Here is a 12,656-nt window from a genome sequence, read left to right on the forward strand (position 1 = left end):
GGAACGGGCGGCCCGGTCGCCGTCACCGGCTGGCGCGGGTCGCGACGGCGCGACGCTCCGGGACGGAAGAGGGACCGGTGAGTCATGTAAGGCTGCCGCCGGTTCCGGACCGCGAGGATTTCCGCCGTGAGGACGACGACATCGGCCCGGACGGTTACTCGGACTGAAGCGCGGGTACGGATCCGTCCCGCCCGCGACGGGTCTCACCGCCGGCCGGGACGACTGCCGTCCGCGGTCACGCCCCCAGACCGCGCGCGGTCAGGTCGAACAGCGCGCACACGAAGAGCGTGATGCCGATCACGCCGTTCACCGTGAAGAACGCGCGGTTGAGCCGGCTCAGGTCGTGCGGCTTGACGATCGAGTGCTCGTAGAGGAACGCGCCCACCACGATCGCCAGGCCCACCCACCACAGGGCGCCGGCGTCGGAGGCGGCCCCGTACCAGACCAGCAGGCCCGTGGTGACGGCGTGGCAGGCGCGGGCCCCGTAGAGCGCGGCCGGAATGCCGAACCGGGCCGGCACCGACTTCACGCCGTGCGCCCGGTCCGCGGCCACGTCCTGGCAGGCGAAGATCAGGTCGAACCCGCCGATCCACACGCCGACCGCGAGCCCCAGGATCACCGCGTCCCACGACCAGGAGCCGGTGACCGCCAGCCACGCGCCGACCGGGCCCATCGCCTGCGCCAGCCCCAGGATGGCGTGCGGGAAGTCGGTGAACCGCTTCCCGTACGGGTAGACCACCATCGGCACCACCGCGATCGGCGCGAGCGCCAGGCACAGCGGGTTGAGCAACGCCGCAGCCCCCAGGAACACCGCGAGGGCGATCAGCGCGCCGGTCCACGCCGACCGTACGGACAGAGCCCCGGTGACCAGTTCACGCCCGGCGGTACGGGGATTGCGGGCGTCGATCTCCCGGTCGATGATCCGGTTGCACGCCATGGCGAACGTGCGCAGGCCCACCATCGCCACGGTGACCAGCAGCAGTTCGCCCCAGTGCACCCGGCCGTCGTCCTGGAACATGGCGGTGAGTGCCGCGATGTACGCGAAGGGCAGCGCGAACACGGAGTGCTCGATCATCACCAGCCGCAGGAAGGCGGGCACGCCGCCACTGACCGGCGGAGTGGGCCGGCCGCCGCCTTCGAGGACCGCCTCGCTGCTCACAGCCCGTACTCCGGGTCGTCCCCGCAGGCGCGGGGCCCGCCGACGGCTCGGCCCGCCTCCATCGTCAGCCATCGCGTCACAGCCCGTACTCCTTCCAGCGCTTCGTCACCCGATCGGAGGTCTCCGGATCGGAGAGCACCATCTCCGGCCAGCCGCCGTCGCGGGTGTAGCCCTCCTCGGGCAGTTTCCGGGTCGCGTCGATGCCCGCCTTGCCGCCCCAGAACTGCTGGTAGGAGGCGTGGTCGAGGTGGTCGACCGGGCCGTCGACGACGGTCAGGTCGCGGGCGTAGTCGGTGTTGCCCAGCGCCCGCCAGGCGACCTCGTGCAGGTCGTGCACATCGCAGTCGGCGTCGACCACGACGATCAGCTTGGTGAGCGACATCATGTGCGCGCCCCAGATCGCGTGCATCGTCTTCTGTGCGTGCTTGGGGTACTTCTTGTCGATCGAGACGATCGCGCAGTTGTGGAAGCCGCCCGCCTCGGGCAGGTGGTAGTCGACGATGTCCGGCACGATGATCTTCAGCAGCGGCAGGAAGAACCGCTCGGTGGCCCGCCCCAGCGGCCCGTCCTCGGTCGGCGGCCGGCCCACCACGATCGACTGGAACAGCGGCCGCTGGCGCATCGTCACGCAGTCGATGGTCAGTGCGGGAAACGGTTCCTGCGGGGTGTAGAAGCCGGTGTGGTCGCCGAACGGCCCCTCCGGCAGCGTCTTCCCGGGCTCCAGCCACCCTTCGAGCACCACCTCGGCGTGCGCCGGGACCTGGAGCGGCACCGTCTTGCAGTCCACCATCTCCACCCGCTTGCCCTGCACGAAGCCCGCGAGGAGGTATTCGTCGATGTCGCCGGGGAGCGGCGCGGTCGCCGCGTACGTCACGGCCGGCGGGCAGCCGAAGGCGATCGCGACCGGCAGCCGCTCACCGCGCCGCTGGGCGACCTGGTAGTGGTTGCGGCTGTCCTTGTGGATCTGCCAGTGCATGCCGATGGTGCGGCGGTCGTGCCGCTGGAGCCGGTACAGGCCCAGGTTGCGGATGCCGGTGTCGGGGTCCTTGGTGTGCGTCAGGCCCAGGTTGAAGAAGGACCCGCCGTCCTGCGGCCAGGTGAACAGGGCCGGCAACCCGTCCAGGTCCACCTGGTCGCCGGTGACCACGCGCTCCTGCACCGGCGCGTCCTTCACCTTCTTGGGCGGCACGTGCATCATCCCGGTGAGCTTGCCGAACGCCTCGCGCACGCCCACGAACCCGTGCGGCAGTTCCGGCTTGAGCAGCCCGGCGATCTTGTCGCTGATCTCGGAGTACGAGGTCAGGCCCAGCGCTTTCAGCAGGCGGCGGTCGGTGCCGTAGACGTTCATGGCCAGCGGCGCGACCGAGCCCCGTACGTTCTCGAAGAGCAGCGCGGGCCCGCCGGCCTTGTTGACCCGGTCGGTGATCTCGCCGACCTCCAGATGCGGGTCCACCTCGGCGGTGATCCGCCTGAGGTCGCCGTCCTTCTCCAGGGCCCGGAGGAACGAGCGGAGATCGTCGTAAGCCATGCGCCCCAGTCTCGCACCTTGTCCACAGGGCACGTGCCCCGGCCACCCGCCGAGCCGTGCACCGTGGTTACCCTGGAGAGGGTCAAGAGATCACGATGTGGGGGGTCTTATGCTGCGGTATCTGCCGTACGTACTGGTGATCGGGTTGTGGATCTACGCCTTCGTCGACTGCCTCGGCACGCCCGAGCGCGAGGTGCGCGGGCTGCCCAAGGTGGCGTGGGTGCTGATCATCCTGCTCTTCGGCGAGGTGCTGGTCGGCCCGCTCGCCTGGCTGATCGCGGGCCGCCGGCGCGGCCGGGGCGTCGCTGCGGCCGGCGCCACGTCCGCCGAGCAGCACCCCGCCCGGCGGTACGGCCGGGGCGGAACCGATCCGAACACCGAGGGACGGCGTGAGTGGATAGCCCCCGACGACAACCCGGACTTCCTGCGCTCGTTGAGCGAGCTCAACAAGCAGAACAGGAAGGACGGGCCGCCGCCGGAGGGCGAGTGAGCCCCGCCGGAACCGGGAGGGCTGACGCCCGAGCTCCCGGAGTGGGTGGCCGAGGAACGAGGCCGGCCGCGGAGGGTGTGAGCAGGAAGACCGACCAGGAGGAGCGGAGGGCTGACGCCCGAGCTCCCGGAGTGGGCGGCCGAGGAACGAGGCCGGCCGCGGAGGGTGGGGGCACCTCCCGCCGAAGGCAGGGGGAGAGCAGGAAGACCGGCCAGGAAGGCGAGTGGGCCTGCTCGGCGAGTGAACCTCAGACCCCGGCGTACGAGTGCTTGCCGGTGACGAAGATGTTCACGCCGTAGTAGTTGAACAGGAAGCACGCGAAGGCGATGAGCGCCAGGTAGGCGGCCTTGCGACCCTTCCACCCGGCGGTCGCGCGGGCGTGCAGGTAGCCGGCGTACGCGACCCAGGTGATGAACGACCAGGTCTCCTTGGGGTCCCAGCCCCAGTAGCGGCCCCACGCGGCCTGCGCCCAGATCGCGCCCGCGATGATGGTGAACGTCCACAGCGGGAAGACCAGCGCGTTCATCCGGTAGGCGAACTTGTCCAGGGTCGCCGCGGCCGGCAGCCGCCGCATGATGTCCGCCCAGCGGCCGTTCCCCGCCCTGCCCGCGGTGAGCGCCACCTCGTACGCGTCCCGCAGCAGGTACAGCAGCGTGCCGACGGCGGCCAGGTAGAACACCGCACCGGAGATGATCGCGCAGGACACGTGGATCCACAGCCAGTACGAGTGCAGGGCCGGCACGAGCTGGTCGCTGGAGGTGTACAGCACCGACAGGGCCAGGCCCAGGTCGAGCAGGACGGAGGTGGTGAGGAACAGGCCGATCCAGCGGACGTTCTTGCCCAGCGCGAGCAGCACGAGGTACGCGCCGACCGCGACCATGCCGAACGTGGTGGAGAACTCGTACATGTTGCCCCAGGGCGCCCGCTGCACGGACGCGCAGCGGAAGGCGACGCCCGCGACGTGCAGCAGCCAGGCCAGCGTGGTGAAGGACACCGCGATCCGGCCGTAGAGGTCGCCCTTCTCCGTGCCGCCGGCCGCACCCGGCCCGTCCTCGATGCCGCGGTCGCTGGCGGAGGCGCGGGTGATGACCGTGGGGCGTTCCAGGGTGGTGGTGCCGCCGCGCTGTGCGACCCGCACGGTGACCGAGGGCGCGGCCGTACCGTCCGCGGCCCCGGCGGCCAGCGCCGCGGACTGGACGGCCACCTTGCTGCGGCTGCCGAAGGCCCACTCGGCGAGGTGCGCGAGGAAGGCGAGCGCGTACACGAACATCGCCGAGCGGATCAGGTAGTTGCTGTAGTTCGCGAAGTTCTCGTTGACCGCGGCAGCGATATTCACGCGCGGGCTCCTTCTTCGTCTGGCAGGGGGGTGGGTTCTGCTGGGGTTTGGGGGTGGTCCGGTGCCGTCGGCCGGGTGGCGTCAGGCTCCGCGGGCTCTTCCGGCTCCGCGGGTGCGTCCGGCTCCGCGGGCTCTTCCGGCTTCGCGGGTGCGTCCGGCTGGAGTTGGAGCGCGATGTCACCGAGTTCGTCGGCGATCCGCGCCGACTCGCTGCGGCCGAGGCCGCCCATCTCGACCAGCGTGACACCGCCGGTGCCGCGTACCGCGCGGACCCACACCCGGCGGCGCTGGATGAACAGCGAACCGGCCAGGCCCAGGATCGCCGCCACCCCGCTGATCAGCGCGGCCCCGCTGCCCGACTGGTGGGAGATGGTGAAGCTGGCCCAGGTCTTGACGCCGTCGAAGGTGAGCGAGCCGCCACCGGGGAGCTTCATCGTCGCGCCCGGGACCAGCACGTCCCGCACCGGCTGTCCGTCGGGGCTCTTGTACTGCTTCAGCTTCCGCGTTTCGAGCTGGTACACGTTCTGCGGCAGACCGGAGCCCAGGCCGAGATCTCCGTGGTAGGCGGTGAGGAACAGCGCCGGGCGGTCCAGCGTCGGGAAGGTCGAGTGCGGCCCCCGGACGTTGTCGATGGCGAAGGTCGGGGCGAACGTGCCCTGGAAGCCGAGCTGGTCGGGCTTGCCGTCCTTGCCGATCGCGTCCGGGACCTTGATCACACCGACGGAGGTGAGGAAGTTGTCCTGCGGCAGGAAGGGGACCGGACCCTCGTAGGCCACATTGCCCTGGCCGTCCCGTACCGTGACCACGGGCGCGTAGCCGTGCGAGATCAGATAGACCTTCTCGCCGCCGATGCTCAGCGGGTGGTTGACCGCGATGGAGCCCTTGACCGGCGTGCCGTCGGCGCCGTTCCAGTAGTGGATGTTCGCCCGGAACATCCGCGCACTGCCCCTCTCCGGGCCGGAGGTGGCGTACTTCGCGGAGAAGCTGTTCAGGTCGAAGCCGAACGGCTGGAGGTCGTCGGCGCCGTAGAGCGTGCCGGGGCTGAAGTCGTCGTACTGCGTGAGGTTGTTGGAGAAGCCGTCGCCCTCGACGATCAGCTTGCCGCCCTCCGCCTTGTACAGCGACGTGACGGCGAACGCGATCAGCAGCCCGAACAGCGCGACGTGGAAGACCAGGTTGCCGAACTCCCGCAGGTAGCCCTTCTCCGCGGCCACCGACGTACCGGTCACGCTGGTACGGAAACGGCGCCCGCGCAGCGCCGTGCGGGCCGCCTCGGCGACCTGTTCGGGCGTGGCGTCGGTGCGCCAGGTCGTGTACGCGGGCAGGCGCGTCAGATTCTGCGGGGCGGCCGGCGGTCTGGCCCGCAGCTGGCCGACGAACTGCCAGCTGCGCGGGATGATACAGCCGGCCAGCGAGATGAACAGCAGGATGTAGATCGCGGCGAACCACGGCGAGCTGTAGACGTGGAACAGCCCGAGCCGGTCGTACAGCGGGCTGACGTCGGGGTGCTGCTGCTTGAACGTCTCGACCTTGAGGTCGTCGGTGTGCTGCGGGATCAGCGAACCGGGGATCGCGGCGAGCGACAGCAGGAAGAGCAGGATCAGGGCGACCCGCATCGAGGTGAGCTGGCGCCACATCCAGCGCAGCCAGCCGAGGAGGCCGAGCCCGGGCACGCTGCTCAGGGTGTCGGCGGGCTGCGTGCTGAGCTGCGCGCCGGCCGCGCCGAGCCCGTCGTCGGCGGACCGCTCCTGGGTCGGCCGCTCCTGGGCGGGCCGGACCTCCTCGGCGCCGCCCGCGCGCTGGTCCCGGTCGCTCTTGTGCGTGGTGCTCATGAGTCAGACCCCTGGGGTGAAGCTGCTTGACCAGATCTGCATCTGGTAGGTGATGTGGTCCCACACGCCCGTCACGAGCAGCACACCGACGGCGACGAGCATCCCGCCGCCGAGCCGCATGACCCAGGCGTAATGGCGTTTGACCCACCCGAACGCGCCGAGCGTACGCCGGAACGCGACGGCCGCCACGATGAACGGCAGACCGAGACCGAGGCAGTAGAAGACCATCAGCAGCGCGCCGCGCCCGGCGTTCGCGTCGCTGAGCGCGAGCGTCTGCACCGCGCCGAGCGTCGGACCGACACAGGGCGCCCAGCCGAGCCCGAACAGCGCCCCGAGCAGCGGCGCCCCCGCGAGCCCCGCGGCGGGCCGGTGGTGGAAGCGGAACTCGCGCTGGGTGAGGCCGCCGACGATCCCCATGAAGGCCAGGCCCAGCACGATGGTAACCGCGCCGAAGATCTTCGTCAGGGTCTGCCGGTGCTCCTGGAGGGTCCAGCCGAAGTTGCCGAACAGGGCGCCGGTGGACACGAACACGGCGCTGAAGCCGAGCACGAACAGGGACGCGCCGACGACCATCCGCCCGCGCCGGGCCTCGGCGAGATCGCTGCCGGTGACCCCGGTCACGTACGACAGGTAACCCGGCACCAGCGGCAGCACGCAGGGGGAGAAGAAGGAGACCAGCCCCGCGAGGACCGCGACGGGTATGGCGGCCACCAGCGCGCCGGTGAAGACGGTCCGGCTGGTGTCGAGCGCGAGGGCGGTGGCGGCGTGGGTGGCGGCGAGCTGCGTGGCGGCGTGGGTCATGGGGTGGCCCGCCCCGTCACTTCTCGGCGGCGATCGGATCGATGATCTTGTTGAGCTCGTCCTCGCTGAGCGCCTTGAGCGCCCGGACCGCGATCCGGCCCTGCCGGTCGATGACCATGGTGGCGGGGATGGACTGCGGGTTGAGACTGCCCTTGGGGAAGCGCAGCATCAGCTTGCCGTAGGGGTCGAACAGGCTCGGATACGGCACCTGGTGGTTCTTCTCGAACCGCGCGGCGTTGGAGATCACCAGGTCCCGGGTGTTGATGCCGAGGAACTGCACGCCCTTGGCCCGGTCGGCGTTGGCGACGTTCACCAGGTTGGCCGCCTCGGCGATGCAGGGCGCGCACCACGAGCCCCAGATGTTGACCACGACGACCTTGCCCTTGTGAGCGGCGAGGCTGTCCTGGCCGCCGCTCACCGTCTTGCCCGACAGCTCGGGCGCGGGCTTGCGGTCGGCGGGCCTGACGACGGCGATCTCGCCGGTGCCGCCGACGAAGTTGGACTCGCCCGTCGCCGAGCTTCCGCTGGACGAACAGGCGGCGACCGCCAACGCCAGCACCGCGGCTCCGGCCAGTGCCGCGGCACTGCGGAACGCACGGCGCCGGAGGGCGCGGGTAGGACTCATGTGAAAAGTTTCGCATGGCCCCCGGGGCGATCTTGGCCGCCCCCGATACCCACACCAAAAGCGGCAATATGCCCCAAGTAAGGATCAGGTCGTGGCGGGGGTCGCCGTCAGGAACGCCCGCCAGCCGCCCGGAGGCTGCTCTCCGACCTCCAGCGTGCGCAGGCGGGCCAGCACCGCCGGGTCCTGCGCGTCCAGCCAGTCCACGAACTGCCGGAAGGAGACCAGCCGGACGTCGCCGTGCCCGGCGGAGGCGATGTGCTTGAACGTTTCCTCCACGGCGTCCATGTAGATGCCGCCGTTCCACTGCTCGAAGTGGTTGCCGATGTAGAAGGGCGCGCGGTTGGTCTCGTACGCCCGCTGGAAGCCCGCGATGTACGAGGCGGCGGCCTGCCGGCGCCAGCCGTCATAGTTGCGCGGGTCGGAACTGGTGGCCTGCTGCGACTGGTTCGCCAGCATGTTGTAGTCCATGGACAGCACTTCGAAGGTGTGCCCGGGGAAGGGGATGAGCTGGAGCGGCAGGTCCCAGACCCCGTCCTTCTTCGACGGCCAGACCTGGTTGTCGCCCGGGGAACTGGCGTCGTACCGCCACCCGAGTTCACGCGCGACCGGCAGCAGGTTCTCCTGGCCGAGCAGGCACGGCGTGCGACCGCCGACCAGTTCCTTCTCGTAGTCGAACGGCAGCGGGTCCTGGTCGTGCCAGCCGGTGTGCGTCTTCCACCGGGTGACAAAACCTTTCGCCTGCTCGATCTCGCTCCGCCAGTCGGCGGGCGTCCACTGGCCCACACTGCCGCTGCCCGCGCAGAAGTGGCCGTTGAAGTGGGTGCCGATCTCGTGGCCGTCCAGCCAGGCCAGGCGGAGGTTGTCCAGGGTCATCCGGATGTGCTCGTCGGTGAGGTAGCCGATGTCGGAAGCGCCGGGTGCGTTGTTCGGCGGCGCGTACACCCGTCTCCTCTCCTCGGGCAGCAGGTAGAGCCCGGACAGGAAGAACGTCATCGAGGCGCCGTGGTCGGCGGCGAGCTTCCGGAACCGGGGGAACAGCCCGTTCCCCACCTCCCCGGCCCCGTCCCAGGAGAAGATCACGAACTGCGGCGGCGTCTGCCCGGGCTCCAGCCGGTCCACCACCGGCTGATGGGGCTGCGGCCCGGTGTGCGCGGTGGAACCGTCCCCGATCAGCGTCACCTTCGCCGGCGCGCTCTGCCCGCTCCCCGTCTTCCCGCCTCCGCGCGGGCCCTTCTCCCCCTTCACGGCCCCTTCGCCGCACCCTGCCACGACCGTGGCGGCGGCCGCCGCCGCGGTCGTCGTCAGCAGAGTCCTCCGGCTCATGACGCTCATTTTCCGAACCCCGTCTCTTCCGCGTCCCACACCCCGAGGTGCGCCTCCAGCCGGAGGCGGTGCGCCTCCAGCCGAAGAGGGACAGAACCCTGGTCATCCACCATGACGTTCACAGGTTCCGTACGGTTACCGCATACAAGACGGTTTACGGCTCATAACCCTCATCCAGCCCACGCCAACCACCCCTCCGGGGGTGCCAGCAGCCGCTCGGGGGGTGCCGAGGGTGGGCGGAGGGTGCGGCTGTCCGCTTCCCGCCTCCGCGCCACCCGCCCGCCGGCGCCGCGCCCGCACCCCTTACGCGCCCGGGGTACGCGCGGGCCGCACCCCGGGTGCCCCGCACCCGTACGCGCGCGCCCGTACGCACCCCCGCGCCCCGGGACGTACACACCCCGCGCCCGCACCGCACCGTATCCCCGGGAGACAACAGCGCGCCGCCCCCCCGTGAGCACGCCGCAGGCGCTACGCGCCGAAGGCCTTCTGGCCGCCCTTCACCGACTTCGCGCCGGCCCGCAGATGGGGCGGGACGAGGTCGATCGCGGGCTCGCTGTAGCCGACGGAGACGATCTCGTCGCCGTCGAACGTGAAGGTGGTGAGGCTGGCGAGCGTGCACTGCCGGTTACGGGGGTCGTGCCACAGCCGCCGCCGCTCGGCGAAGCTGCGCACCACCCAGATCGGCAACTGGTGGCTGACGCACACCGCTTCGCGCCCGCGCGCCGCGTCCCGGGCCGCGTCCAACGCCTGCATCATCCGTACGACCTGCTCGACGTACGGCTCACCCCAGCTCGGCCGGAACGGATTGCGCAGGTACTTCCAGTTGCCCGGCCTGCGCAGCGCACCGTCCCCCACCCCGAAGTTCTTGCCCTCGAAGATGTTCTGCGCCTCGATCAGCCGCGCGTCCGTCGCCAGGTCCAGGCCGTGCGTCTTGGCGATCGGCGTCGCGGTCTCCTGCGCCCGCTCCAGCGGCGAGGCGACGACGTACGCGATGTCCCGCCCCGCCAGGTGCTCCGCGACCCGGTCGGCCATCCGCCGCCCCAGCTCGGACAGGTGGTAGCCGGGCGCCCTGCCGTACAGCACCCCGCCGGGATTGTGCACCTCGCCGTGGCGTACGAGGTGGACGACGGTCAGGCCGCTGCCCGGAGAGCCCGCAGAACCCGCAGAACCGATGCTGCTCATTCCTGCGCCTCCGCTGCGGCACGTGCGGCGGCGGGCAGGGCTGCGGCGATCCGCTCCACGGCCCGCGCGTCGTGCGCGGTCGATACGAACCAGGATTCGAACGCGGACGGCGGCAGGTACACGCCCTGCGCCAGCATCGCGTGGAAGAAGCCGGTGAAGCGGTGGGCCTGCTGACGCTTGGCGCTCTCGTAGTCCCGGACCTCCTCCTCCGTGAAGAACACGGAGAACATGCTGCCCGCGTTCTGCACGCGGTGGGAGACGCCCTCCTTGGTCAGTGCCTCCCCGACCAGCCCCTGGATCTCCCGCGAGACCGCGTCCACGTGTCGGTACGCCGCCTCGTCCAGCAGCCTGAGCTGCGCGAGGCCGGCCGCGGTGGCGATCGGGTTCCCGGACAGGGTGCCGGCCTGGTACACCGGCCCGGCCGGCGCGAGGTGCGCCATGACGTCCGCGCGTCCCCCGAAGGCCGCCGCGGGGAACCCGCCACCCATCACCTTGCCGAAGGTCATCAGATCCGGACGTACTCCATCAAGCCCGTACCAACCGGATCTGCTGACCCGGAAGCCGGTCATGACCTCGTCGGAGATGAACAGCGCGCCGTCCTCCGCGCAGAGCTGCTTGAGCGCGGCGTTGAACCCCTCACGCGGCGGCACGACACCCATGTTCCCGGGCGACGCCTCGGTGATCACACAGGCGATCTGCCCCGGATGGGCGGCGAACGCCCGCTGTGCGGCCTCGATGTCGTTGTACGGCAACACGATCGTGTCACCGGCCTGCGCGCCCGTCACCCCGGGGGTGTCCGGCAACCCGAAAGTGGCCACGCCGGAACCCGCGGCGGCCAGCAGCGCGTCCACATGACCGTGGTAGCACCCTGCGAACTTGACCACCTTCGCCCGCCCGGTGAATCCGCGGGCGAGCCGGATCGCGGACATCGTCGCCTCGGTCCCGGACGACACCAGCCGCACCTGCTCGACCGGTTCGACCCGCGCGACGATCTCCTCGGCGAGGGCCACCTCGCCCTCACCGGGCGTTCCGAAGGACGTACCGCGCGTGACGGCCGCCTGCACGGCCGCGATCACCTCGGGATGGGCGTGCCCGAGGATCATCGGCCCCCATGAGCAGACGAGATCCACGTACTCCCTCCCGTCCGCGTCGGTGAGGTACGGACCGGTGCCGGACACCATGAAGCGGGGCGTACCACCCACGGCACGGAACGCCCGTACCGGAGAGTTCACACCGCCGGGCGTCACGGTCGCCGCACGGTCGAAGAGTTCCTGGGACACTGGTGCTTCGTAGGGATAGCTCACTCGCACATGGTCTCAAACGCCGGGCGTTGCGCCGTAACGTCTCAACCCGGCATCTGAGACGATGATCGGGTTGCAGGGTTGGGTCAGCGGATGGTCGGGTAGTGGAATGCAGCAGCGTGGTGGCTCACCGGGCGAAGGGTCGGGCGATGCCGACCCCGGGCCCGAACCCACCCGCCCCACTGGCAGGCGCCGCCGCGCACCGCACGACGACGCACGACATGGCGCCGAACACGCAGCAGACGCAGCACACGGATCAGACGCAGCAGGCGCAGAGCACGCCGGAGACCGGGAAGTCCGCGAAGACGCGGGCCGATCGACCGCGAAGGGCAGGAGCAGGGGTGGCCGAGTGGGGGTGACCTACAAGTACTTCGGTGCGCCCGACGGTGCCACCGCGGCCCGCGTCCCGATCTCCATGCGCCCCGAGGAACTCGGCGGCGACGAACTCGGCCAGGGCATGTACACCAAGGTCAAGCCGGAGACGATGGCCGCGATGGTCCTCACCGGCATCGAAGGCATACCGCCCTCCAAGGTCCCCCCGCTCGAACTCGTCGTCCTCCACCCCGACTACGCCGTCGTCCGCCTCCCGGCCTCCGTCGTCGAACCCCTCCGCACCGCCAACGAGGAGTCCCTCGGCGCCGCCGCCTTCATCTGGTCCACCGTCCCCGACCGCCGCGGCCCCCGCGACGCCTTCGTCATCTCCCAAATGCTCCACGAATGGCAGGACTTCGCCCGCCGCTGCGAGGAGTCGGGGCACCAGCTCTACTGCCTGGTGTGGCCCTGAGCTGCGGTTTCTCCGTCAAGGGACGGGCGCGCCGCCCCTCCCGATCGGCTGCCCGAACCGGGGCTCTCAGGCCGCCAGGGCACAGTGAGGGCACATGATCTCAGAAGTGCCCTTCACCTTCAGGGCGAACGCCTGGTCGATCGCCCGCCTCGTCCGCGCGGCGCTGGCGGGCATCAGGTGCGTGTAGGTGCGCAGCGTGAAGCCGGGGTCGCTATGCCCGAGGTACTCCGAGACGGCTCGGATCGACTCGCCCGCGTCGAGCAGGACCGAGGCGTACCAGTGACGCAGGGCGTGG

General features: G+C 70.7%; 12 protein-coding genes. 2 read left to right on the forward strand and 10 right to left on the reverse strand.

Annotated features, from left to right (window positions below; translation table 11 throughout):
* Nucleotides 1-235: 235 nt before the first annotated feature.
* Both mqnP and VIW71_RS09350 read right to left on the reverse strand, forming a co-directional pair.
* Complete coding sequence (mqnP, locus tag VIW71_RS09345) at nt 236-1,159, reverse strand: menaquinone biosynthesis prenyltransferase MqnP (RefSeq protein ID WP_414720709.1); 924 nt, start codon at nt 1,157-1,159, stop codon at nt 236-238.
* 76 nt (nt 1,160-1,235) lie between these two features.
* Entirely contained in the window at nt 1,236-2,687 is a 1,452-nt protein-coding gene (locus tag VIW71_RS09350) for a menaquinone biosynthesis decarboxylase (protein ID WP_331621597.1), read from the reverse strand.
* A 97-nt stretch (nt 2,688-2,784) separates the two neighbouring features.
* Between VIW71_RS09350 and VIW71_RS09355 the strand changes: the two genes are divergently transcribed.
* Nucleotides 2,785-3,177, forward strand: coding sequence for a PLD nuclease N-terminal domain-containing protein (locus tag VIW71_RS09355; protein WP_331621598.1), 393 nt, complete (start codon nt 2,785-2,787; stop codon nt 3,175-3,177).
* 247 nt (nt 3,178-3,424) lie between these two features.
* Here VIW71_RS09355 and ccsB read toward each other — a convergent pair whose 3' ends face one another.
* The 7 genes from ccsB to hemL form a co-directional block, all read right to left on the reverse strand.
* Nucleotides 3,425-4,513, reverse strand: coding sequence for a c-type cytochrome biogenesis protein CcsB (gene ccsB, locus VIW71_RS09360; RefSeq protein ID WP_331621600.1), 1,089 nt, complete (start codon nt 4,511-4,513; stop codon nt 3,425-3,427).
* The gene (resB, locus tag VIW71_RS09365; protein ID WP_331621601.1) at nt 4,510-6,345 is read right to left on the reverse strand and encodes a cytochrome c biogenesis protein ResB; all 1,836 of its coding nucleotides are present in this window, start codon (nt 6,343-6,345) and stop codon (nt 4,510-4,512) included. The genes ccsB and resB overlap by 4 nt, the downstream gene beginning before the upstream one ends.
* A 3-nt stretch (nt 6,346-6,348) precedes the next feature.
* Nucleotides 6,349-7,146, reverse strand: coding sequence for a cytochrome c biogenesis CcdA family protein (locus VIW71_RS09370; protein ID WP_331621602.1), 798 nt, complete (start codon nt 7,144-7,146; stop codon nt 6,349-6,351).
* Between the two features lie 16 nt (nt 7,147-7,162).
* The gene (locus tag VIW71_RS09375) at nt 7,163-7,771 is read right to left on the reverse strand and encodes a TlpA family protein disulfide reductase (protein WP_331621603.1); all 609 of its coding nucleotides are present in this window, start codon (nt 7,769-7,771) and stop codon (nt 7,163-7,165) included.
* 84 nt (nt 7,772-7,855) lie between these two features.
* Nucleotides 7,856-9,103, reverse strand: coding sequence for a hypothetical protein (locus VIW71_RS09380; RefSeq protein WP_331621604.1), 1,248 nt, complete (start codon nt 9,101-9,103; stop codon nt 7,856-7,858).
* Nucleotides 9,104-9,562: 459 nt separating this feature from the next.
* A complete protein-coding gene (locus VIW71_RS09385; RefSeq protein WP_331621605.1) occupies nt 9,563-10,276 on the reverse strand; it encodes a histidine phosphatase family protein in 714 nt (237 codons plus the stop codon).
* Entirely contained in the window at nt 10,273-11,580 is a 1,308-nt protein-coding gene (hemL, locus tag VIW71_RS09390; RefSeq protein WP_331621606.1) for a glutamate-1-semialdehyde 2,1-aminomutase, read from the reverse strand. Before hemL ends, VIW71_RS09385 begins: the two co-directional genes overlap by 4 nt.
* Nucleotides 11,581-11,686: 106 nt before the next feature.
* Here hemL and VIW71_RS09395 point away from each other — a divergent pair, with 106 nt between their 5' ends.
* A complete protein-coding gene (locus VIW71_RS09395) occupies nt 11,687-12,361 on the forward strand; it encodes a hypothetical protein (RefSeq protein ID WP_331621607.1) in 675 nt (224 codons plus the stop codon).
* A 66-nt stretch (nt 12,362-12,427) separates the two neighbouring features.
* Here VIW71_RS09395 and VIW71_RS09400 read toward each other — a convergent pair.
* On the reverse strand, nt 12,428-12,656 hold a 229-nt coding region (locus VIW71_RS09400; protein ID WP_331621608.1), incomplete at its 5' end, for a tyrosine-type recombinase/integrase.

This window comes from Streptomyces sp. (assembly GCF_036524955.1).
Classification (GTDB): domain Bacteria; phylum Actinomycetota; class Actinomycetes; order Streptomycetales; family Streptomycetaceae; genus Actinacidiphila.